Annotated in this window: 20 protein-coding genes and 1 tRNA gene; 8 read left to right on the top strand and 13 right to left on the bottom strand. The window is 69.3% G+C overall.

Annotated elements, in window-relative coordinates; all coding sequences use genetic code 11:
• Positions 1–4 precede the first annotated feature (4 nt).
• The 7 genes from MARPU_RS16000 to MARPU_RS15970 are packed head-to-tail and all read right to left on the bottom strand — an operon-like array spanning position 5 to position 8,064.
• Entirely contained in the window at positions 5–307 is a 303-nt protein-coding gene (locus MARPU_RS16000; protein WP_005223158.1) for a DUF3240 family protein, read from the bottom strand.
• Positions 304–3,405, bottom strand: coding sequence for an efflux RND transporter permease subunit (locus MARPU_RS15995; RefSeq protein WP_005223157.1), 3,102 nt, complete (start codon positions 3,403–3,405; stop codon positions 304–306). Before MARPU_RS15995 ends, MARPU_RS16000 begins: the two co-directional genes overlap by 4 nt.
• Positions 3,405–4,490: an efflux RND transporter periplasmic adaptor subunit gene (locus tag MARPU_RS15990; protein ID WP_005223156.1), complete on the bottom strand. Its 1,086-nt coding sequence runs from the start codon at positions 4,488–4,490 to the stop codon at positions 3,405–3,407. The genes MARPU_RS15995 and MARPU_RS15990 overlap by 1 nt, the downstream gene beginning before the upstream one ends.
• On the bottom strand, positions 4,487–5,713 hold the full coding sequence (locus MARPU_RS15985) for a TolC family protein (protein WP_005223155.1): 1,227 nt from the start codon (positions 5,711–5,713) through the stop codon (positions 4,487–4,489). The genes MARPU_RS15990 and MARPU_RS15985 overlap by 4 nt, the downstream gene beginning before the upstream one ends.
• Positions 5,714–5,741: 28 nt before the next feature.
• Positions 5,742–7,100: an ATP-binding protein gene (locus MARPU_RS15980; protein WP_005223154.1), complete on the bottom strand. Its 1,359-nt coding sequence runs from the start codon at positions 7,098–7,100 to the stop codon at positions 5,742–5,744.
• Positions 7,097–7,759 (bottom strand): response regulator transcription factor, encoded by a 663-nt coding sequence (locus tag MARPU_RS15975; protein ID WP_005223153.1) that lies wholly within the window; start codon positions 7,757–7,759, stop codon positions 7,097–7,099. Before MARPU_RS15975 ends, MARPU_RS15980 begins: the two co-directional genes overlap by 4 nt.
• Positions 7,756–8,064: a PepSY domain-containing protein gene (locus tag MARPU_RS15970; protein ID WP_005223152.1), complete on the bottom strand. Its 309-nt coding sequence runs from the start codon at positions 8,062–8,064 to the stop codon at positions 7,756–7,758. Before MARPU_RS15970 ends, MARPU_RS15975 begins: the two co-directional genes overlap by 4 nt.
• Positions 8,065–8,284: 220 nt before the next feature.
• On the opposite strand from MARPU_RS15970, the gene MARPU_RS15965 reads away from it, so the two are divergent.
• Together MARPU_RS15965 and MARPU_RS15960 are read left to right on the top strand one after the other, a co-directional pair.
• Complete coding sequence (locus MARPU_RS15965; RefSeq protein WP_005223151.1) at positions 8,285–9,700, top strand: NAD(P)H-binding protein; 1,416 nt, start codon at positions 8,285–8,287, stop codon at positions 9,698–9,700.
• Positions 9,701–9,732: 32 nt separating this feature from the next.
• Entirely contained in the window at positions 9,733–10,140 is a 408-nt protein-coding gene (locus MARPU_RS15960; protein ID WP_005223147.1) for a response regulator, read from the top strand.
• A gap of 6 nt (positions 10,141–10,146) precedes the next feature.
• On the opposite strand, the gene MARPU_RS15955 is transcribed toward MARPU_RS15960, so the two are convergent.
• Positions 10,147–11,508: an ABC1 kinase family protein gene (locus MARPU_RS15955; protein ID WP_005223145.1), complete on the bottom strand. Its 1,362-nt coding sequence runs from the start codon at positions 11,506–11,508 to the stop codon at positions 10,147–10,149.
• Between the two features lie 240 nt (positions 11,509–11,748).
• Between MARPU_RS15955 and MARPU_RS15950 the strand changes: the two genes are divergently transcribed.
• The 4 genes from MARPU_RS15950 (at position 11,749) to MARPU_RS15935 (ending at position 16,056) form a co-directional block, all read left to right on the top strand.
• A complete protein-coding gene (locus MARPU_RS15950; RefSeq protein ID WP_005223144.1) occupies positions 11,749–13,626 on the top strand; it encodes a DEAD/DEAH box helicase in 1,878 nt (625 codons plus the stop codon).
• 25 nt (positions 13,627–13,651) lie between these two features.
• Entirely contained in the window at positions 13,652–14,056 is a 405-nt protein-coding gene (locus tag MARPU_RS15945) for a DUF423 domain-containing protein (protein WP_322786266.1), read from the top strand.
• A 3-nt stretch (positions 14,057–14,059) separates the two neighbouring features.
• A complete protein-coding gene (locus tag MARPU_RS15940; protein ID WP_005223142.1) occupies positions 14,060–14,791 on the top strand; it encodes a 16S rRNA (uracil(1498)-N(3))-methyltransferase in 732 nt (243 codons plus the stop codon).
• 254 nt (positions 14,792–15,045) lie between these two features.
• Positions 15,046–16,056: a ligand-gated ion channel gene (locus MARPU_RS15935; protein WP_084015206.1), complete on the top strand. Its 1,011-nt coding sequence runs from the start codon at positions 15,046–15,048 to the stop codon at positions 16,054–16,056.
• A 66-nt stretch (positions 16,057–16,122) separates the two neighbouring features.
• Here the strand turns inward: MARPU_RS15935 and MARPU_RS15930 are convergent.
• Together MARPU_RS15930 and MARPU_RS15925 are read right to left on the bottom strand one after the other, a co-directional pair.
• Positions 16,123–16,198, bottom strand: a tRNA-Asn gene (locus MARPU_RS15930).
• A 139-nt stretch (positions 16,199–16,337) separates the two neighbouring features.
• Positions 16,338–17,525 carry a pyridoxal phosphate-dependent aminotransferase gene (locus MARPU_RS15925; RefSeq protein ID WP_005223134.1) on the bottom strand — a complete coding sequence of 396 codons (1,188 nt, stop codon included), beginning with the start codon at positions 17,523–17,525 and terminating at the stop codon, positions 16,338–16,340.
• Positions 17,526–17,677: 152 nt separating this feature from the next.
• Here MARPU_RS15925 and uvrB point away from each other — a divergent pair, with 152 nt between their 5' ends.
• On the top strand, positions 17,678–19,687 hold the full coding sequence (uvrB, locus tag MARPU_RS15920) for an excinuclease ABC subunit UvrB (protein WP_005223131.1): 2,010 nt from the start codon (positions 17,678–17,680) through the stop codon (positions 19,685–19,687).
• A gap of 28 nt (positions 19,688–19,715) precedes the next feature.
• Entirely contained in the window at positions 19,716–20,519 is an 804-nt protein-coding gene (gene mtgA / locus MARPU_RS15915; RefSeq protein ID WP_005223129.1) for a monofunctional biosynthetic peptidoglycan transglycosylase, read from the top strand.
• A gap of 125 nt (positions 20,520–20,644) precedes the next feature.
• On the opposite strand, the gene MARPU_RS17935 is transcribed toward mtgA, so the two are convergent.
• The 3 genes from MARPU_RS17935 to MARPU_RS15905 form a co-directional block, all read right to left on the bottom strand.
• Complete coding sequence (locus MARPU_RS17935) at positions 20,645–20,818, bottom strand: hypothetical protein (protein WP_198015483.1); 174 nt, start codon at positions 20,816–20,818, stop codon at positions 20,645–20,647.
• A gap of 227 nt (positions 20,819–21,045) precedes the next feature.
• Positions 21,046–21,483: a DUF4124 domain-containing protein gene (locus tag MARPU_RS15910; RefSeq protein ID WP_005223128.1), complete on the bottom strand. Its 438-nt coding sequence runs from the start codon at positions 21,481–21,483 to the stop codon at positions 21,046–21,048.
• A gap of 99 nt (positions 21,484–21,582) precedes the next feature.
• Positions 21,583–22,653 (bottom strand): 3-deoxy-7-phosphoheptulonate synthase, encoded by a 1,071-nt coding sequence (locus MARPU_RS15905; RefSeq protein ID WP_005223126.1) that lies wholly within the window; start codon positions 22,651–22,653, stop codon positions 21,583–21,585.
• Positions 22,654–22,778 lie beyond the last annotated feature (125 nt).

Genomic DNA, 22,778 nt, shown 5'->3' with positions numbered 1-22,778 from the left:
ATGGCTAGAGGCGCCCGTACTCGAGTACCGGCACCAGCCAGTGATGGATGCCGCTGCCGCCGAAGTCGGTGTGCAGCGCCACCAGCACCGCGCGCGCGGTCTCGGGCGGCAGGTGGATGAGGTACATCACCCGCTTGCTGTGCCCGGCGACCTGCTCGGCGAGCGAGAGCGAGTGCTCGGAGGCGCCGTGACCGGCCGCCGGCACGCTGGTGAAGCCCGGCACCTCGGGGCGTTCGAGCAGCCACTCGGCGAGGGCCTCGGCCGCCGCCGGGGGGACGACCAGATAGAGCAGGGTGTGATCGGTCATGCCTCGGACCTCGCGTCGGTGGTCGTGCCGGGGGTGGGTGGGGCGCCGAAGCGGCGATAGAGGATCGGCAGCAGGATCAGCGTCAGCGCGGTGGCCGAGACCAGGCCGCCGACCACCACGATCGCCAGCGGGCGCTGGATCTCGGAACCGGGTCCGCTGGCGAACAGCAGCGGCACCAGCCCGAAGGCGGCGATGCTGGCGGTCATCAGCACCGGCCGCAGCCGGCGCTGGGCGCCCTCCACCACCACCTGTCCGAGCGGGTGGCCGAGGGTGCGCAGCTGGTTGAAGTAGGTGACCATCACCACGCCGTTGAGCACCGCGATGCCGAGCAGGGCGATGAAGCCGACCGAGGCCGGTACCGACAGGTACTCGCCGGTGAGCGCCAGCGCGAACACCCCGCCGATCAGCGCGAAGGGCACGTTGGAGAGCACCAGCAGCGCCTGTCGTACCGAGCCGAAGGTGGAGAACAGCACCAGGAAGATCAGCCCCAGCGCCACCGGCACCACCAGCGCCAGGCGCGCGGCGGCGCGCTGCTGGTTCTCGAACTCGCCGCCCCACTCCAGCCAGTAGCCGTCGGGCAGGTCGACGCGCTCGGCGACCGCCGCCCTGGCCTCCTCGACGAAACCGACCAGGTCGCGACCGCTGACGTTGGCGATGGCCACCGCGAGCTGATTGCCGCGCTCGCGCGAGATCGCCACCGGCCCCTCGACGCGTTCCAGGTGCACTAGGTTGGTCAGCGGCACGGCGCGGCCGTCGGGTAGGCTGACCTGCAGCGCCGCCAGCCGCGTCGGCGCGGTGCGCGCACTCTCCGGGCCGCGGATCATCAGCGGCAACCGCTTGGCGTCGCGATAGATGGTGCCGACGCGCAGCCCCTCGATCTGGGCGCGCAGCAGGCTCGCCAGGGCGTCGGCGTCGATGCCGAGCCGTCCGGCCTCGAGCCGATCGATCTCCAGGTTGAGGTATTGCGCGCCCTCGTTGCGCGGGGTGTAGACGTCCTCGGCGCCGGGCAGCGACTCGAGCACCGCGACCACCGCGTCGGCGGTGGCGTTGAGCCCGTCCTGATCGGTGCCGAAGATCTTCACCGCGAGGTCGCCGCGCACGCCGGTGAGCATCTCCGAGACACGCATCTCGATCGGCTGGGTGAAGGCGTAGCTGAGGCCGGGGAAGCCGTCGAGCACCGCGCGGATGGCGTCGACCAGGGCCTCCTTGGTGGCGAAGCGCCACGCTTCGCGCGGCGCCAGCACCAGGAAGCTGTCGGTCTGGTTGAGCCCCATGGGGTCGAGCCCGAGCTCGTCGGAGCCGGTGCGGGCGACGATCGCCCGCACCTCGGGCACCTGGTCGAGGATCGCGCGCTGCACCCGCTGGTCGATGGCCAGGGATTCGGCGAGGGTGATCGAGGGCAGCTTCTCGAGCTGCACGATCAGGTCGCCCTCGTCGAGCGTCGGCATGAACGACTTGCCGACCTGGGTGTAGACCGCCCCGGCGGCGAGCAGCAGCGCCAGCGCTGCGCCCACCACCACCCGGGCATGACCCAACGCCCAGTCGAGCAGCGGGCCATAGAGCCGGGCGAGCTGGCGCGGCAGCCAGGGGTCACGATGGGCACCGGCGCCGAGCAGGTAGGAGGAGAGCACCGGGATGACGGTCAGCGCCAGCAGCAGCGAGCTGGCGAGCGCGAACACGATGGTCAGCGCCACCGGCACGAACAGCTTACCCTCGAGCCCCTGCAGGGTGAGCAGCGGCAGGAACACGATGATGATGATGAGGATGCCCGAGGCGACCGGCACCGAGACCTCGCGCACCGCGCGATAGATCAGGTGCAGTCGCGGCAGCCGGCCACCGCCGCCGCCACGAGCGAGCTGGGTGACCACGTTCTCGACCACCACCACCGCGGCGTCGACCAGCATGCCGATGGCGATCGCCAGGCCGCCGAGCGACATCAGGTTGGCCGAGAGCCCGAACTGACGCATCAGGATGAAGGTGCCGAGCGCGGCCAGCGGCAGCACCAGGGCGACGGTGAGCGCCGCGCGCAGGTCGCCGAGGAACAGCACCAGCAGCACCACCACCAGCACCGTGGCCTCGATCAGCGCCTTGGAGACGGTGTGCACCGCGCGTCCGACGAGCTTGCCGCGATCGTAGAAGACCTCGACCCGCACCCCCTCGGGCAGCCCCGGGGCGAGGGCATCGAGCTTGGCCTGGACGCCCTCGATCAGGGTGCGCGCGTTGGCCCCGCGCAGCCCCAGCACCAGCCCCTCGACGGTCTCACCGGCGCCGTTGCGGGTGACCGCGCCATAGCGGGTGAGCGCGGCGCGGCGGACCTCGGCGATGTCGGCCACCCGTACCGGCTCGCGGGCGTCGGCGACCACCACCACGGCGGCGAGGTCGGCGAGGGTCTGGATTGCCCCCTCGCTGCGCACCAGCAGGGTCTCCTCGCCCTCGTCGAGTCGTCCGGCACCATCGTTGCGGTTATTGCGCTCGAGCGCCGCGCGCAGGTCGGCGAGCTGGATGCCGCGGGCGGCCATGCGGGCGTTGTCGGGGACCACCTCGAAGGTGGTGACATAGCCGCCGAGGGCGTTGACCTCGGCCACCCCGGGCACCGAGCGCAGCGCCGGACGGATGGTCCAGTCGAGCAGGTCGCGGCGCTCGGCGAGCGACAGGTCGCCGCCCTCGATACTGAACATGAACATCTCGCCCAGCGGCGTGGTCATCGGCGCGATGCCGCCGGAGAGCCCGGTGGGCAGGTCGTCCCAGACGCCGTTGAGGCGCTCGGCGACCTGCTGGCGTGCCCAGTAGATGTCGGTGCCCTCGGCGAAGTCGATGGTGATGTCGGTGAGGCCGTACTTGGCCACCGAGCGCAGCATGGTCTGGTCGGGGATGCCGAGCAGTTCCACCTCGATACGGCTGGTGATGCGCTCGGCGACCTCCTCGGGGGTCATCCCCGGGGCCTTGACGATAATCTTGACCTGGGTGGTCGAGACGTCGGGGAAGGCATCGATCGGGGTCTGCTGGATGGCCTGCCAGCCGCCGCCGATCAGCGCCAGCATCGCCAGCAGCATCAGCAGCCGCTGGGTGAGCGCGAATTGGATCAGGCGCGCGAGCATCACTCGCCTCCCTGCCAGGCGGCCTTGATCGCGATCACGCCGGTCACCGCGACGCGGTCGTCGGCGCCGAGCGCGCCGCCGACCACCACCTGGTCGTCGGTCGCGCCGAGCAGCTCGACCGACTGCGGCGCAAAGCCGCCGTCGCGGGCGACGAACACCAGGGTGGTGTCACCGTCGCGCACCAGTGCCGCGGCCGGCAGTCGCCAGCCGGCGCCGGTGGCGCGGGCGAGCTGGACCTCGATGAACTGTCCCGGGCGCAGCACGGTGCCGGCGTCGCCGATCTCGGCACGCACCAGCACGCCCTGGTCGAGTGCGTGGACCTGACGGCCGACGGTGGTGACCACCGCCTCGCGCGCCAGCGCCGGCAGCTGCACCCGAGTGCCGGGGGCGATGCCGTCGAGTTCGTCGAGCGGCACGTGGATCTCCAGCCACAGGGGATCGAGTTGGCCGATGCGATAGAGCGGGGTGGCCTGGGCCACCGACTCGCCGGTCTCGACCAGCTGTTCGAGCACCACTCCGGCGATCGGCGCGCGCACGCTGAGGGTGCTGGTGAGGGTGTGGCTGCGATCGAGCGCGGCGAGTTCGGTCTCGGCAAAGCCGGCGAGCCGCAGCAGTTGACGCTGTTGCTCGACCAGGGTGGCGAGTTCGCGCTGGGTGGCCTCGCGTTCGCGCAGCCGCCGCTCGGCGATCACCCCCTCGCGATGGAGCTGGCGGTCGCGGGCGAGTTCACCCTCGGCCAGCTCCAGACGGATCAGCGCCTCGAGATACTGACGCTCGATGTCGACCAGCGCGGGGCTGCGCAGCTCGGCGAGCAGGTCGCCGGCGGCGACCCGGTCGCCCTCGGCCACGGCCAGACGCTCGAGCACGCCGCCCTGGCGTGCGGCGACCACCCGTAGCTGCGGGTTGGGGACGCGGACCTCGGCCGGGTAGCGCCGCCCGAGGCTGTGCTCGACCGCCTCGGGGGCGGCCAGCTCGATCCCGAAGGCGGTCTGTGCCGCCGCGTCGAGGGTGATCGGCGCGCCGGCCTGGGCAAGCGCCGGGAGCAGCAGCAGGGGCGCCAGTGCACAGCGGGTGAAGGGGTTCATTGCGGGATGACTCCGAGTGCCTGGTTGAATCTGGCCTGGGCGCGTCCCAGCTCCAGCCGGCGCAATGCCAGGTCGAGACTGGCGGCGCGGGCGCTGGCCTGGGTGCGCAGCAGATCGGTGAGGTCGCGCTCGCCGAGATCGAAGGCGCGTCGTCCCAGCTGCAGCGCCTGCTGGGCGAGGGCGTGACGCCGTTCGGCGACGGTGAGCGCGGTGGCCGCGCCCTCGCGGGCGAGCTGGGCGGCGATCAGGGTGCGCTCGGCGGCGAGTCGGGCGCGCTGCAGATCGGTGGCTCGCTCGGTATAACCGCGCTCGGCGCGGGCCAGGGCCGGGGCCGACTGGCTGGCGAGCCCGAAGGGCAGGCTGATCTCGAGTTGCAACGAGTCGGCGGTGTCGGCGCCGCGGACCTCGCGGGCGCGCTTGCCGCCGACACTGAGCACCGGGTTGCCGCGCCGCTCGCGCTGGGCTTGTTCGCGCTCGGCACGGGCCAGCGCCAGGGCGCTGTCGGCATCCTCGAGCAGCGGGTGGTCGGCGGGCAGTGCGTCGGCGCTGGCGGGGGTCTCGCGCAGCGGTTCGGGCAGCGTCTGCAGTCCGGTGAGCTGGCGATAGTCGGCGAGCGCGCGATCGTGCCCGAGACGCGCGTCGCGCAGCTCGGCCTCGCGCTCGATCGTCTGCTGGCGGGCGACCAGCAGGTCGACCCGCGCCAGTTCGCCGGCGCCGACCCGCTTGTCGATCGCCGCCTCCAGGGCGCGGGCGTCGGCCAGCGCCTGTTCGGCCTGACGCCGCCGTCCGGCGGCGATCGCCGCCGCCCAGCTCTTCTCGCGCACCTCGCCGGCGATCTCCCAGCGCAGCCGCCGGTCGAGGCTGCCGGCCTGAGCGCCGACGGCGACGGCGACCCGGCGGCGCGCATCGCGCTGTCCGGGCAGCCACAGCGGCATGTCGACCATGGTCTCGACCTCGTAGGCCCCGGCGTCCTCGGTGGTGCGGTCGCTGAGATAGCTCAGGCGCAGTGCGGGATCGGCAGCGAAGGGGCTGGCGGCCTGGCGGGCGAGGGCGTCGCGCTCGCCGGTGATGGCCTGGGGACGGGCCAGCTCGCCGCTGCGTTCGAGTGCGGCGCCGAGCGCCTCGCCGAGGCTCCCGGCTGCGGCCGGGGCGGCGGCGAGGGCGAGCAGCAGCGCCAGCGGCAGGATGCCGAGGGGGCGAGTGGGGGAGCGTCTTGTGTCCATGGGGCCATCCTGGACCCCGGAGCTGAAATCAAGCTGAACGCGGGGCGCGATCGCTGGTGGGGTGTTCGAGCGCGAGCCAGGCCTCGGCACGCAGCCCGCCGAGCGCGGCGCGCGAGAACGCCAGCCGGCCGTCGTAGCCGGTGACGATCTCGCGCACAATCGCCAGCCCCAGGCCGTGACCGCTGACCTGCTCGTCGAGCCGCAGCCCGCGCTCGGTGAGCGTGGCCAGGGCCGCCTCGGCGCAGCCGGGGCCGTCGTCCTCGACACGGATCAGCAGTTCGCCGGCGACGGCCGAGAGGGTCGCGCGGACCTCGCCCTCGGCCCACTTGCAGGCGTTGTCGAGGAGGTTGCCGAGGAGTTCGAGCATGTCCTCGCGATCGACTGCGAGCGGTCCCGGAACCTTGCTGTCGAGTGCGATGTGGAGCCGCTTGGGGGCGTGCATGCGTTCGAGTAGCCGCGCCAGCACCGGCAACTCTTCCTCGGGCGCGAAGTAGAGCGCCGCGCCGCCGGCCCCGGCGAGTCGGGCGCGTCTGAGCTGGCGCTCGGCGATCTGACGCAGTCGCTCGACCTGATCGAGCAGCTCTCGGCGTTGCTCGGCGGTGAGCGCCAGGGTGTCGGCGGCGAGCTGCTGGCGCAGCAAGGTCAGCGGTCCCTTGAGCGCATGGGCGAGGTTGCCAGCGGCGGTGCGTGAACGTTCGAGACGCTGGCCGAAGCGCTCGAGCAGGTGGTTGAACTTGCGTACCAGCGGCAGGATCTCGGGCGGGACCTGTTCGGTGAGGGTGCCGGCGCGTCCGCGTTCGAGCCGCTCGATGTCGCGATAGAGCGGGCGCAGGCTGGTGAAGGCGCGTTGCACGATCAGCCGTTGCAGCACCAGGCTCAGCCCCAGCCCGCCGATCGCGAGCAGCGCGAACAGTCGCTCGAAGAAGTCGAGTTCGGCGTCGAACTCGCTGATGTCCTCGGCAACGGTGAGGGTGAGCAGGCGATCGCTGAGACGATAGCCACCGGCCCACACCAGCAATGACTGCCGATCTGGACCGGTGTCGCGCCAGATGGCGATCTCACCAGGGGTCAGTACCCGGGTGTCGAGGTCCTCGTCCCACAGCGAGCGCGAGCGCAGTCGGTTACCCTGATCGTCCTCGACGACGAAATAGTGCCCGGAGAGCGGTTGGTTGTAGACCGGGGTGAGATGGCGTGCGGCGACGCGAAGATGGCCGTGATCGCGGCGCAGCGAGCCGAGCAGGCCCTCGGCGTCGTGCTCCAGGCGTGAGTAGATGACGCTCTCGGAGCTGTGGTGGAGGGCGGTGTGACCGATCCACCAGGCGCTGCCGATCACCACCGTCAGCGCCAGCGCCAGCCCCAGGTGCAGTCGGGTCTCGAGCGCGATCATCGGCGTCTGAGTCGATAGCCCTGGCCGCGCAGGGTCTCGATGCGCTCGCGACCGATCTTCTCGCGCAACCGGCGGATATAGACCTCGATGAGGTTGCCGCTCGGTTCGGCGTCGAGGTCGTAGACGTGCTCCATCAGCTGGGTCTTGGAGAGGATGCGCTCGGGGTTGCGCAGCAGATAGCGCAGCAGGCGGAACTCGGTGCCGGTGAGCGGGTGCGTCTGGCCGTCCTCGAGCACCACGCGCTGACCGTCCTCATCGAGGCTGAGGCCGTCGACCGCGAGGGCACGTCCGGCGACGGGAGCGGCGCGCCGGGTCAGGGCATTGAGCCGGGCGAGCAGCTCCTCGACGTGGAAGGGCTTGCCGAGATAGTCGTCGGCCCCGGCCTTGAGCCCGTCGACGCGTTCGTGCCAGGCATCGCGCGCGGTCAGCACCAGCACCGGCAGGTCGCGACCGCGCGCGCGCCAGTGACGCAATACCTCGAGCCCAGGGCGGCGCGGCAGTCCGAGATCGAGGACGACGACGTCATAGGGTTCGGTGTCGCCGAGCAGCTCGCCGCCGATGCCGTCGGTGGCATGATCGACGGCGAACCCGGCGGCCTTGAGCGCCGGCAGCAGCGTCGCGACCTGGGCCTGGTCATCCTCTACCAATAACAGTCTCATGGCTCGATCTCGTGGTGCAGCGGGCGGGCGGTGGCGGCATCGAGTTCGAGTTCGTGGACCCGGCCGTCGGCATCGAGGATCTTGATCTCGTAGCGATATCCACCATGTCGATGTTCGAGTTCGGCCTCGATCAGTTCTCCGGGGTGTCGCCGCTCGAGCCGTTCGAGCAGTTGCGCCATCGGCAGGATCTGGCCGTGTTCGCGCAGTCGCCGGATCTCGTCGTGATCGAAATCGCTGTCGGCTGGCGCGAAGGTGGCCAGTGAGGACAGCAGGCAGAGCAGGAGTCGCGAGGCTGTGGTCTTCATGATGACGGTCCGCCGAGGCCCTTGGCGCGGGCGTGTCCCGCGTCTTTGGATGCTTCGGGGAGTGTAATAGAGCTTGCTGAACCGAGCCTGAACGGACGCGACTCGTCCTGGGCACTCGTGCCCGAGTGGACGCGTTCGCGGCGGTGACGATGGTGGCGCGCCCGTCGTGGTCACGAGCGACGCGGCATTGCTGCTGGATCGATTGGATCGAGGAGGTTGGATGAACGAGCAGGGACGGCGCCGGGTGGCGGTCGCCGGTGCCAGCGGTTTCATCGGCACTGCGCTGTGTCGGGCGCTGGCCGAACACGACGAGGTGGTGGCGTTGACCCGTTCGCCGGCGCGGGCGCGGATCGCCGACCCCGAGCGGCGTATCCACTGGCGCCGCTGTGATCTGTTCGACGTCGAGGCGGTTCGCGCCGGACTGCGGGGCTGCGACCTCGCGGTCTATCTGGTGCACTCCAACGCCCCCTCGTCGCGGCTGACCCAGGCTGCGGCGCGCGACATGGACCTGATCCTCGCCGACAACTTCGCCCGCGCCGCGGCGGTCTGCGGGGTGCGTCAGATCATCTTCGTCAGCGCACTGATCCCCGAGGGCTTCGAGATCGCGCCGCTGCTGTGGAACCGGCGCGAGGTGGAGCTGACGCTCGCCGCACACGGTACTCCGGTGAGCGCGCTGCGCGCCGGGCTGGTGGTGGGGCCGGGCGGCTCGGGGCTCGAGTTGCTGGTCGACCTGGTGCGGCGTCTGCCGTTGCTGGCGCTGCCGCCGGAGGCGCGCTCGCCGACCCGACCGATTGCGCTCGACGATCTGGTTCGTGCCATCCTGCTGTGTCTGGAGCGCCCTGCCGATTATCGCGGGGTGTTCGATCTCGGTGGCCCCGAATGGTTGAGCCATGCCGAGATGGTGCGTCAGTGCGCCGAGGTGATGGGGTTGCGGCGCTGGGTGTTCACCCTGCCGTGGTTGCCGCTGGGGGTGGTTGCCTGGGTGGCGCGGCGGGTCTCCGGGGCCAGCCCCGCGTTGGTCGGGCCGGTGGTCGAGAGTCTGCCGCAGCGGTTGCAAATACGTGACAATGTGCTGCAGCGCGCGATCGCACCCACGGCGCGCGCCTTTCGCCAGGCATTGGCGCAGTCGCTCGCCGCCGATGGCCGCCACCTGCTGCCCAATCCGCGTCGCCCGACCCAGATCGAGGATCGGGCGCAACTGCGCGAGGCGAGCAGGGTGCGCTCGATCCAGCGCATCATCCTGCCGCCGGGACAGGATGCGGCCTGGGTGGCGGGCAATTATTTCCGCTGGCTGGGCCGCTGTTGCTGGCCGCTGGTGTGCAGTCGCGAGTGCGCCGACGGCGGCTGGGAGGTCGGGCTGCGGCTGCCCCGGGTGGTGCTGTTGCGGCTGCGTCCGGCGGCGGCGATGAGCACGGCACAGCGGCGGGTCTATCACATCGATGGTGGATTGTTGGCACGCGCCGAGGCTGGCGGACGGTTCGAGTTCCATACCCTGCTCGATGGCCGCTACACCATGGCCGCGATCCACGACTATGCCCCGGCGCTGCCCTGGTACCTCTATCTATGGACCCAGGCGGCGATCCATCTGCGGGTGATGCGCCGCTATCAGCGCCGGCTGGCGCGCCTGGCGCGCTGAATGGCCGACGATCAGGCAAGGAGAGCATGATCATGGAGTCCCCATCGCTTCCCCCGCTGCAGGGGTTGCGGCTGCTGGTCGCGGAGGACAATGAGATCACCCTGTGCGTGCTCCAGGAGATCCTCGAGGGCGAGGGCGCGCGGGTGACCGGTGTCGGCGACGGCGAGCAGGCGCTCGCCGTGCTCGATACCGACGACGACTACCAGTTGGTCCTCACCGACCTGCGGATGCCGCTGGTCGACGGCCTGACGCTGGCGCGCCGTTGCCACCAGCGCCTCCCCGGGGTCCCGGTGGTCGGGTTGACGGTCGAGCGCCTGCCCGAGACCTGTGCCCAGGCCGAGGAGGCGGGGATGGTCGAGCTGTTGGAGAAGCCGCCGGACATCGATGCCCTGGTGGCGGCGGTGCTGCGCCATGCCCGCTGGCCGGGCACGGACGACTGAGGTTCCTCAGCTCGCGGCGGCCGGAGCCGGACGTGGCGAGCGGATGATCACCTCGACCATCGCCGCCAGGTCGACCCGCGCGCGCAGTCGGCGCGAGAGCATGAACGAACCCATGAACTTGCGGTGCAGGAACATGGTGTCGGGTGCCGGTGTGGTGCTGAAGGCGCCGGACTGGAACAGGTCGCGGCCCTGGTGGTAGGCGCGCTCGAAGATGTTGGAGGCGCCGAAGTCGTAGCCACTGCTGTCGCGCAGCGGCTCGGCCGAGAGCTGCAGCAGGTCGAGCATCGCCTCGACCTGGGGCGAGGGGTCGTTCTCGCCCATGTAGCCGATGGCGATCGAGGAAGCGCGCAGTCCGTCGCGGTCGTCGTTGACCGCGGCCAGCGCGAGACGCCGGAATTCGGCGATCAGCTCGGGTTCGACGGCATGGGTGGCGCCGAAATCGAGCAGCGCGATCTGGTCGGTGGCGGGAACGTAGAGATAGTTGCCGAAGTTGGGGTCGGTCTGCACCAAGCCGAACTCGAACAGTTCGCGCAGGGTCAGGCGCATCAGCCGCGAGGCGGTGCGGTCGCGGTGCTCGCGGCGGTAGTCCGGTCCGGCGAGTCGGTCGATCGGTACGCCCTCGATGAAGTCCATCGCGAGGATGTTCTCGGTGGAAAGGTCGTGGTGCACGCCGGGCACCACGAAGTCCGGGTCGTCGCCGACCCAGCGTCGATAGTCCTCCAGCGCGGCGGCCTCGGCGGCGTAGTCGGCCTCGCGGTGGAGCTGGCGTCGGGCCTCTTCGAGGAAGGGCTTGATGTCGATGCCTTTGGGGGCCATGCCGAAGGTCTGACCGAGCATGCCGAGATTGGCGATGTCGCTGTCGATGCTGTCGCGCACCCCGGGGAACTGGATCTTCAGCGCCAGGCGGCGGCCGTCGCGGGTCTCGGCGCGGTGCACCTGACCGATCGAGGCGGCGGCGATCGGGGTGAACTCGAAACGGCGGAAGCGCTTGTTCCAGTCGCTGCCGTATTCACGTTCGAGGACCTGATTGAGCTGGCTCAGCGGCATCGGCTCGGCGCGTTCGCGCAGCGCGCTCATCACCTCGGCGACCTCGGGGGTGAAGACGTCCGAGCCGTCCATCGACATCAGCTGCCCCATCTTCATCACCGCCCCGCGCATTCGCGCCAGACGGTCGGTGAAGCGGCGGGTGTGCTCGACCGAGAGCTGGAGACGCGGCGGTGCGCCGCCGGAGCGGCTGCGGGCGATCTCGAACATGCCCTTGACCCCGATGCCGGCGGCGAGATCGGTGGTGGCGCGACCGAGGTGCCAGAGTCTGCTGAGCCGGCGACTGGGGACCGCGACGCCGCTGGATTTGGATGGTTGGGACATGCTGTATTCCTTATCGAAAAGATTGGTTTTGGGTCAATTCTTAGGGGTTGTCCGAGGTGCCGACAAGGCAAAATCGCAACCCGAATCGATCGAGTGACGAGGATGGAACCGATTGAATTAGGTTGCGGATAGATCGATATTGGTCAATAATTTACTGTTCATTCTTCTCCGCGATCCCCCTCCGGCGCGGCCATCCCGGCCTTGGCGCCCGAGCGCGTCATTCCCTCTCGAGGCCCCTCCATGGATACCCCTGACACCAGCGCCGGTTTTGCCGATCTCGGTCTCTCCCCCGCCGTCACCCAGGCCGTTGGTGATCTCGGCTATGAGTCCCCCACGCCGGTCCAGAGCCAGTGCATCCCGCATCTGCTTGCCGGGCGCGACCTGCTCGGGCAGGCCCAGACCGGTACCGGCAAGACCGCAGCCTTCGCGCTGCCGCTGCTGAGCCGGATCGATCTCGAGGTCAAGGCACCGCAGATCCTAGTGCTGGCGCCGACCCGCGAACTCGCGCTGCAGGTCGCCGAGGCCTTCCAGGAGTACGCCGCGCACCTGCCCGGCTTCCTGGTGCTGCCGATCTATGGTGGTCAGAGCTACGGGCTGCAGATCAGTCAGCTCAAGCGCCGGCCGCAGGTGATCGTCGGCACTCCGGGGCGGGTGATGGACCACATCCGTCGCGGCACCCTGTCGCTCGCCGGGATCCGCGCCCTGGTGCTCGACGAGGCCGACGAGATGCTCAACATGGGCTTCGCCGAGGACATCGACTGGATCTTCGACCAGGCGCCGGAAGAACGGCAGGTCGCGCTGTTCTCGGCGACCATGCCGCGCGCCATCCGTCAGGTGGCCGAGAAGCGGCTGCGCGATCCCATGCTGGTGCAGGTGGCGGCCGACTCGGAGACGGTCGACACCATCGATCAGCATCACTGCGTGGTCACCCGCTTCCACAAGCTCGACGTGCTCACCCGCATCCTCGAGATCGAGGAGTTCGACGGCATGGTGGTCTTCGTGCGCACCAAGCACGGCACCACCGAACTAGCAGACAAGCTTAAGGCCCATGGGTTCGCCGCCGAGGCGCTCAACGGTGATATGAACCAGGAGATGCGCGAGCGCACCATCGATCGGCTCAAGCAGGGCCAGCTCGATATCCTGGTCGCCACCGACGTGGCCGCGCGCGGACTCGATGTCGAGCGTATCAGTCATGTCGTCAACTTCGACATCCCCACCGACCCCTCGGCCTATGTCCACCGTATCGGTCGCACCGGTCGCGCCGGTCGCGCCGGTCGCGCGCTGCTGTTGGTCGAGCCGCGCGAGCGCGGGCTGCTGCGCGCCATCGAGCGCACCATCCGTCGCAGCGTGCCGGCGATGGAGCCGCCCTCGGCGGCCGATCTCAGCGAGTCGCGCATCGATCGCTTCACCGCCGAGATCAAGGAGGCGCTCGGTCAGGACCTCGATTTCTTCTATCGCCTGCTGTCGCGGCTCAACACCGAGCTGGAGGTCGAGATGCACGACCTCGCCGCGGCGCTCGCCTATCTCAATCAGCGCGAGCGTCCGCTGGAGATCCAGGAGGAGCTGCCGCGTCCGCGCCCGTCGCGCGAGCGCCACGACCGCGGTCCGCGTCACGAGCGGGGGGGGCGTCCCGAGCGCGGTGATCGCGGCGAACGTCGCCCGCGTCGCGAGCGCGACCACGACGCCGGTCGGCCGCTGCAGGGCGATCTCGAGCACTACCGCATCGAGGTCGGCCATCAGCACGGTGCCACCCCACGCGAGATCGTCGGCGCCATCGCCAACGAGGCCGGGCTGGAGGGCCGCTTCATCGGTCGCATCGACATCCAGGACGATCACTCGGTGGTCGACCTGCCCAAGGGCATGCCGCGCGAGGTCTTCCAGCATCTCAAGCGGGTCTATGTCCGTGGTCAGGCGCTGCGCATCTCGGCGCTCGATCAGGGCGAGGGCGAGCCGCGTCGTGGCGGCGGCGCCGCGCCGGTGCGCGAGGGGCGTCCGGGCAAGCCGCGTCCCGGCAAGTTCGTGCCCGGGCGGCAGCGCGGCGACCGCACCCAGGTGCGTCGTGGTGCGCCCGGCGAGAAGGAGTGGCGGCCGCGCCCGAATCGCAAGCCGCGCGACTGAGATCGGTGGATAACGAGGGGGATCGATGATGCATCCGGCACGACCCTGGCTGGTCGTCGGCGCGCTCTGCGGGCTGACGAGCGTGGCGCTCGGCGCCTTCGGCGCGCACGGACTCGACGGCCGGGTCGAGCCGCGCATGCTGGCCAACTGGCACACCGCCGCCGACTATCTCGCCATCCACGCCCTGGCGATCCTGGTCTGTGGCGCCTTGCTGGTGGCGCGCCCGCGCGCCGCTGGCGTCGGTCTCGCCGCCTGGCTGTTCCTCGTCGGTCTCGCTCTGTTCAGCGGCAGCCTGTTCGCGCTGGTGCTCAGCGGGGTGCGGACGCTGGGTATGATCACCCCGATCGGCGGCATGCTGTTGCTCGGCGGCTGGCTGGCCCTGGCCTTCGCCGGCTGGCGCCTGTCCGGTGGGCGAGACCACGGGGGCTGAGCCGTGCGCATCCCCCGCGTCCATGTCGACCAGCCGCTGACCGCCGATGCCGACTGCGCCCTGCCCAGCGGTCCCGCGCGTCATCTGGCGCAGGTGCTGCGCCTCGGCCCCGGGGCCGAGGTGGTGCTCTTCGACGGCAGCGGTCACGACTTCCCCGCCACCATCGCGCACAGTGGTCGCGACGGCGTGGCGGTGCGTCTCGGCGCGCCCGGTCTGGCCGAGCCCGCGCCCCGGCTCGAGATCCATCTCGCGCTCGGCGTCTCCAAGGGCGAGCGCATGGACTTCGCCCTGCAGAAGGCCGTGGAGCTTGGTGTTACCCGTATCACTCCGCTGCGCACCGAGCGCAGCGTGGTGCGTCTCGACGGGGCGCGGCTGGCGCGTCGTCTCGACCACTGGCGCGGGGTGATCGTCAGCGCCTGCGAGCAGAGCGGTCGCCGCCGCCTGCCCCGGCTCGACGACCTGCAGGCGCTGCCCGACTGGCTCCCCGCCGGTTGGCCCGGCGGCCTCATCCTCGACCCCCGCGCCGAGCGCGCACTCACCACACTCACCCCGCCCGAGACCGGCGTCACCCTGCTGATCGGCCCCGAGGGCGGTCTGAGCGAGCGCGAGATCAATCAGGCCCGCGCCCAGGGCTTCACCGGCGTGCGTCTCGGCCCCCGCGTGCTGCGTACGGAGACCGCTCCCCTGGCCGCCATCGCATTGATCCAGGGGCTGTGGGGCGATCTCGGGGACTGATCTCGGGCGCCGGCCGGCCGTTAGCGGCCAGCCGGATCGAACCGCAAAGACGCGAAGCGTGCAAAGAAGACGATCGGCTTCCAATAGCCGGCCTCCAGTGGGCATTGCATTCAGCTGTACTGGTCGCTGCAACCCAATCAACTGTTTTTGCTTGGCGTCCTTCGCGTCTTTGCGGTCCAATCCCTTGGCGACTCGCCTTGTGTACGCTCCCGGCGACCCGCTATCCTCGATGATGACTCCTGTCGCGCGAGATCATGCTGATGCGTCGCCTGTTGCTGCTGTGCCTAGTGTTGCTGTCGGGATCGGCCGTGGCCGTGGCTGGGGAAGGGGCGGATGGACCGACTCCGGTGCGGATCGGGATGACCCTGGATCAGATCGTCGAGATCGATCAGAAATCGGAGAACTTCTCCGCCGTCTATACCCTGCGGATCCGTTATCGCGAGCCGGCGCTGGCCTATGAGCCGACGCCCGGGGCACCGCCGTTTCGCATGCTGACCTTCGCCAGGGCGATGGAGGAGTTACAGACGCACGGGGTGGTGTGGCCGGGGATGTTCCTGGCCAATCAGCAGGGACGACACGATCTGAGCCGTCAGGGGATGCGTATCTATCCCGACGGCGAGGTGCTCTACATCGAACGCGCGACAGCGGTGTTCCAGGCGCCGGACTTCGATTTCCGCGACTTTCCCTTCGACACTCAGTCGTTCTACATCCGGGTGGAGTCGCTGCTGCCCGACTCGCTGTTCGTCTTCGAGCCGCTGTCCGAGCATATCGGGGTCGGCGATCAGCTCGGCGAGGAGGAGTGGGTGGTGTTCACCTCGGCGGCGGTGGTCGATACCATCACCGGCGCCGACGGGCTCGGTTACTCACGTTTTTCGCTGGGCTTCCAGGCCAATCGTCATCTGCTCTATTACGTGGTGCGTATCTTCGTGCCGATGTTGATCATCCTGGTGGTGTCCTGGAGTACCTTCCGCCTCAAGGACTACATGAAGCGCATCGATATCGGCATCACTGTGCTGCTGTTGCTCATCGCCTTCAACTTCACTCTGGGCAACGATCTGCCGAGGCTGGGCTATCTCACTGCGGTCGATGCCTTCATCGCCGGCACCTTCGTCATCACCGGTGCGGTGATCCTGGTCAACGTGCAGTTACGGATCTGGCAGCATCAGGGACGTGAACGCGAGGCCGAGCGGCTTGATCGGCTCGCGCGCATCGGCTACTGGCCGGCCTATCTGGTGGGGATGTCGACGGCCCTGCTGCTGCTCTGAGTGGGGCGAGCGACGGGCGGACAAGAAAAAAGGGCTGATCCGTGAGGATCAGCCCTTTTTCGTATTTGGCTCCCTGGGACGGGCTCGAACCGCCGACCTAGTGATTAACAGTCACCCGCTCTACCGACTGAGCTACCAGGGAATGTCTTGAGCCGATAATGTTAGTGGGGATGGGCTGATGCGTCAAGCATGGATTCGATCGCTGTGTTCGATCGCATGCCGTGTTCGCTTGCCTCTGACCGATGGTTCGACGCCCCGCAGGAGGGACGCCGGGGTGGGCCTCAGCCGGCGCAGGCGTTGGCGATACGCTCGAGCGCCTGTTCAAGGTTCTCGCGGCTGGTGGCGATCGACAGTCGGGCATAGCCGGGCAGGCCGAAGGCGGTGCCGGGGACCAGGGCGACGCCGGCTTCCTCGATCAGGAACTCGGCCAGCTCGAGGTCGGTGTTGATCCCGGGCATACGCTCGATCAGCCCCTGGACCTTGGGAAAGACGTAGAAGGTGCCGTCGGTGGGCAGGCACTCGATGCCCTCGATCGCGTTGAGCCGCTCGACGACCAGGTCGTGACGCGCCTTGAAGGCGGTGAGCATCTCGCCGATGCACGCCTGCGGGCCTTCGAGCGCGGCCTGGGCGGCGGCCTGCGAGATCGAGGCCGGGTTGGAGGTGCTCTGCGACTGCACCTTCTTCATCGCCTTGATGATGTCGATGGGGCCGGCGGCGTAGCCGATGCGCCAGCCGGTCATCGAGTAGGCCTTGGAGACGCCGTTGAGCACCAGGGTGCGCGGGGCGAGGTCGGGGCAGGCGTTGAGGATGTTGACGAAGGGCGCGTCGTCCCAGCGGATGTGCTCGTACATGTCGTCGCTGGCAATCACCGCGCGCGGGAAGTCGCGCAGCACCTCGCCGAGTGCCTCCAGCTCGTCGCGGCTGTAGGCCATGCCGGTGGGGTTGGAGGGGCTGTTGATCACCACCAGTCGGGTCTGCTCGGTCATCGCCGCGCGCAGCTGCGCCGGGGTGATCTTGAACGACTGGTCGGCGGCGGCGTGGATGAACACCGGGGCGGCGCCGGCGAGCAGCGACATGTCGGGGTAGGAGACCCAGTAGGGGGCGGGGATCACCACCTCGTCGCCCGGGTCGAGCAGGGCCTGGGCGAGGTTGAAGAAGCTCTGCTTGCCGCCGCAGGAGACCAGGATCTGTTCGGCGGTGAAGTCGAACCCGTTGTCGCGCTTGAACTTGTCGATGATCGCCTGCTTGAGCCCGGCGGTGCCGTCGACGGCGGTGTATTTGGTGAAGCCGTTCTCGATCGCGGCGACGGCGGCGGCCTTGATGTGCTCGGGGGTGTCGAAGTCGGGTTCACCGGCACCGAGCCCGATCACGTCCTTGCCCTCGGCGCGCAGCGCATTGGCGCGGGCGGTGATGGCGAGAGTGGCAGACGGCTTGACGGCCTGGACGCGGGCGGCGAGTTTGGTGCTCATCGGCGATGATCTCTAGGGAACTGGGGTGGCTGGATTTGATTGTTGCGACTGCCAATAATAGCGAAACGCCGAACGCCCGGCATCTCGCGCGAGCGCCATGGATCGCGCTTGCCGTGGTGCGTGGCCGCTATCAGTAGACGAGGTTCCCCCACATGTCCCCCAGACCCTTCCAACTCGAAGCCCGGTTCGCCCCTGCGGGCGACCAGCCCGAGGCCATCGATCGTCTGGTCGAAGGGCTGGAGGACGGCGAGGCCGGGCAGACCCTGCTCGGGGTGACCGGCTCGGGCAAGACCTTTACCATCGCCAATGTCATCGATCGGGTACAGCGCCCGACCCTGGTGCTGGCGCCGAACAAGACCCTCGCCGCCCAGCTCTACGGCGAGATGCGCGAGTTCTTCCCGCACAACGCCGTCGAGTACTTCGTCTCCTATTACGACTACTACCAGCCCGAGGCCTATGTCCCGGCCACCGATACCTATATCGAGAAGGACGCGGCGATCAACGAGCACGTCGAGCAGATGCGGCTGTCGGCGACCAAGGCGCTGCTGGAGCGGCGCGATGTGGTGATCGTCGCCACCGTCTCGTCGATCTACGGGCTCGGTGACCCGAACGCCTATCTGAAGATGGTGCTGCTGCTCAAGCGCGGCGATCTGGTCGACCAGCGCGCCATCCTGCGTCGTCTCGCCGACCTGCAGTACCAGCGCAACGAGGTCGAGCTGCAGCGCGGCTGCTACCGGGTGCGTGGCGACGTGATCGACATCTATCCTGCCGAGTCCGACGACGAGGCGGTACGGGTGGAGCTGTTCGACGACGAGATCGAGTCGCTGGCACTGTTCGATCCGCTCACCGGCACGGTACGCCAGCAGGTGGCGCGCTATACCGTTTATCCCAAGACCCATTACGCCACCCCGCGCGAGACCATCCTCCAGGCCGTCGAGCAGATCAAGCCGGAGCTGCGCGAGCGCCTCGCCGCGCTGCGCGAGCAGGGCAAGCTGGTCGAGGCGCAGCGGCTCGAACAGCGCACCCAGTTCGACCTGGAGATGATGGTCGAGGTTGGCTACTGCCAGGGCATCGAGAACTACAGCCGCTATCTCTCCGGGCGCGACCCCGGCGAGCCGCCGCCGACCCTCTACGACTATCTGCCGCACGATGCCCTGGTGGTGATCGACGAGAGCCATGTCACCGTGCCCCAGCTCGGCGGCATGTATCGGGGCGACCGCTCGCGCAAGGAGAATCTGGTCGACTACGGCTTCCGCCTGCCCTCGGCGCTCGACAACCGGCCGCTGCGTTTCGAGGAGTTCCGCGCGCGCCAGCCGCAGACCATCTATGTCTCGGCCACCCCGCGCGCCTTCGAGCTGGAACATTCGGGCACGGTGGTCGAGCAGGTGGTGCGTCCCACCGGGTTGGTCGATCCCGCACTCGAGGTGCGCCCGGCGCTGACCCAGGTCGACGACCTGCTCTCCGAGATCGGCCCCCGGGTGGCGGTCGACGAGCGTGTGCTGGTGACCACCCTCACCAAGCGCATGGCCGAGGATCTGACCGACTATCTCATCGAGCACGAGGTGCGGGTGCGCTATCTGCACTCTGACATCGACACCGTCGAGCGCGTCGAGATCATCCGCGACCTGCGCCTCGGCACCTTCGACGTGCTGGTCGGCATCAACCTGCTGCGCGAGGGGCTGGACATGCCGGAGGTCTCGTTGGTCGCTGTCCTCGACGCCGACAAGGAGGGCTTCCTGCGCTCGACCGATTCGCTGATCCAGACCATCGGGCGCGCCGCGCGCAACGCCAACGGCAAGGCCATCCTCTACGCCGACAAGGTCACCGCCTCGATGCGCCGGGCGATCGACGAAACCGAGCGCCGCCGCGCCAAGCAGCTCGCCGCCAACGCCGCCAACGGCATCACCCCGCAGACCATCCGCAAGGCGGTGGCCGACATCATGGAGGCGGCCACCCCGGGCGCGCCGCTGCCGGCGCGTGACTATGCCGCGGTGGCCGACGAGGTGGCCGAGTACGCCGCGCTCACCCCGCAGCAGCTGGCCAAGCGGATCAAGGCGCTGGAGAAGACCATGTACCAGCACGCCAAGGACCTGGAGTTCGAGCAGGCGGCGGCGGTGCGCGACCAGATCCGCGCACTGCAGACCCGGGGGCTGGCGGGCTGAGCACGCGCATGGGTGCGACACCGCGACGATGAGCGAGCAGGAGCGGCAGGAGGCCGGCGAGGTCGACACGCCCGGGTCGAACGTCGCAAGCGAGGTGTCCGGGTCGAGGCCGTCGCGGCTCGAGGGCGCGCGCCGCTGGTTGCGCTGCTTCGGGCGCGGGCTGTTGGGGCTGGCCGTCACCGGTGTGCTCGGCTCGGCGCTGCTCGTCGGGGCGCTGCGCTGGGTCGATCCGCCGGCCTCGGCGTTCATGCTCCAGCATGCCTACAATCTGTGGCGACTCGACCAGTCGCCGCCCTATTACCACCACTGCTGGGTGCCCTGGAGCGAACTCCCGCCGCCGCTGCGACTGGCGGCGATCAGTGGTGAGGACCAGCGCTTCCCGACCCATCTCGGCTTCGACCTGATCGAGATCCGTCATGCCCTCGCCGCTCATCGCCGGGGTGGCGCGTTGCGCGGCGCCAGCACCATCACCCAGCAGACGGCCAAGAACCTCTTCCTGTGGCCGGGGCAGGGCTGGGGACGCAAGGCGATCGAGGCCTGGTTCACCCTGCTGCTCGAGGTGCTGTGGTCGAAGGAGCGCATCCTCGAGGTCTATCTCAACATCATCCAGTTCAGCCCCAGCACCTATGGCGCCGGAGCGGCCAGTGTGCGCTACTTCGGCCATCCGGCGCGCACCCTGACGCTGGAGGAGTCGGCGCTGCTCATCGGCGTGCTGCCGGCCCCCGGTCACTACCGTCTCGACCGCCCCTCCGAGCGACTGCGCCGCCGCGCCGACTGGATCATCGACCAGTCCTCGCGCCTCGGCGGCGAGCGTTATCTGGGGCGGCTCTGAGGTTCAGCGATCAACCACCAGTCGCCAGCCGCCAGTCGTTAGCCGTCAGCCGCCGGGAAATTGAACCGCCAAGACGCCAAGAGCGCAAAGATGAAGAAAGGCTTCCAGCCTTCAGCCTTCAGCCTTCAGCCTTCAGCCTTCAGCCGCCAGCCGCCAGCCGCCAGCCGCCAGCCGCCAGCCGCCAGCCGCCAGCCGCCAGCCGCCAGCGGGCGTTTTTCCTCACCGTCGCCACGAACACCAGGCGTCATCATCGCACGATGGGCAAAGCGCAGCGTGCCCATCGTGGGATTGGCGATCACCGCCTAGCCGTCAGCCGTCAGCCTCCAGTGAGGGGGCTGGGTTGTCTCGTCGCGTCGCGGTTGGCCGCAAACCGGCACCGGAGGCTGTTTGCTGAAGGCTGGTCGCTTTCTTCGCGTCCTTTGGGTCTTTGCGGTTCAATCTCCTGGCCGCTGGCCGCTGGCCGCTGGCCGCTGGCCGCTGGCCGCTGGCCGCTGGCCGCTGGCCGCTGGCCGCTGGAAGCCCGTCCTCAGGGGCCGCAATACCGCTCGACCTGGGCGCGGTGGTGTTCGAGCATCTGCTCGCGGTAGCGCTGTTCGCTGCGGTCGCGGTAGGTGGCGCGGGCGGCCTGCTCCCAGCGGGCGACCTGGGCGCGGTGACGGGCGCATTTGGCCCGATCCACTGCCGTGGGGGTTGGTGTCTTGCGCGGCGCGTCGGTGGAGGTGCGCTCGATCGGGGGCGGGGTGAGTCGTTTGAGTTGGCTGCCGATCGACATCTGCGGCTTGTTGGCGGCGCTGGCGGTGCCGTCGGGGGTACGGGTGTCGAGTTCGATGCTGCCCCCCGAACTTGCGGCGTCACAGGGCGTTTGCTGGTAACTGGTATGACCGGCGGCGTCGACGCAACGATACAGCTCGGCCTGGGCGTCGAGGGCCGCGACCGCGCAGAGCAGCGCGATGGCGCCTTTCATGCTTGATCCTCCCTCCGCTGGAATTACATGGCAGGGCTCAGTGCCCTGCCATGTCCGAGCTTAGTCGGGATCCCCGGCGCGCGTGAGAGGCCGGCGGTCTCAGTCGCGCCCGCGGGCGCGCGCGGCGCGGCGCTGCTCCACGGCGTCGGCCAGTGCCTGGAGCATGGGCTCGGTGTCGTCCCAGCCGACGCAGGCGTCGGTGATGCTCTGGCCGTGAACCAACCCCTTGCCGTCACCGAGGTTCTGCCGCCCGGCGACCAGGTTGCCCTCGATCATCGCGCCGATGATGCACTGCTCGCCGCGCGCCACCTGTCCGGCCACGTCCTGACAGACGCGCACCTGCTTCTCCGGCTTCTTGCGGCTGTTGGCGTGGCTGCAGTCGATCATGACCTTCGGCGTCAGCCCCGACTCGACGATCTGGTCGGCGGCGATGTGCACGCTCTCGGTGTCGTAGTTCGGACGCTGGCCGCCGCGCAGGATGACATGGGTGTCGACGTTGCCGGTGGTGCTGAAGATCGCCGAGCGTCCCTCCTTGGTGACCGACATGAAGACATGGGGACGGGCGGCGGCGTGGATGGCGTCGATCGCCACCTTGACGTCGCCGTTGGTGGCGTTCTTGAAGCCGACCGGGCAGGACAGCCCGGAGGTCAGCTCGCGATGGCCCTGGCTCTCGGTGGTGCGCGCGCCGATCGCCCCCCAGCTGATCAGGTCGGCGAGGTACTGGGGGCTGATCAGGTCGAGGAACTCGGTGCCGGCGGGCATGCCCATGTCGTTGAGATCGAGCAGCAGCTTGCGGGCGATGCCCAGCCCCTGGTTGATCTCGAAGCTGCCGTCGAGTCCGGGGTCGTTGATCAGCCCCTTCCAGCCGACGGTGGTGCGCGGCTTCTCGAAATAGACCCGCATCACCACCTGCAACTGCTCGGCGAAGCGCTCGCGCAGCGGCTTGAGCTTGCGGGCGTACTCGATCGCGGCGTCGGGGTCGTGCACCGAGCAGGGACCGATGATCACCAGCAGGCGATCGTCCTCGCCGTGGAGGATGCGCTGGATCGCGTGACGGGTGCCATAGACGGTCGCCGAGGCGGCCTCGGAGAGCGGAAACTCCTCGTGCAACGCCTTCGGTGAGCGGACTTCTTTGATGTCGCGGATGCGCAGGTCGTCGGTCTGGTACATGGGCATGGGCGTTGCTGGATTGTCGATGGAGCGAAGCATTATAAACCGAAGCGTGTAGGTCGCTGCGCCGGAGATGACCGTCGAGCGCCGCTCGCCCGGCATGTCCGCCGTACCTTGGGGGCAGG

Origin of the sequence: Marichromatium purpuratum 984 (genome assembly GCF_000224005.2) — a bacterium.
Lineage (GTDB): Bacteria > Pseudomonadota > Gammaproteobacteria > Chromatiales > Chromatiaceae > Marichromatium > Marichromatium purpuratum.
Note: the sequence above shows the minus strand (reverse complement) of the source record. Positions and strands in the feature narration are given on the sequence as shown.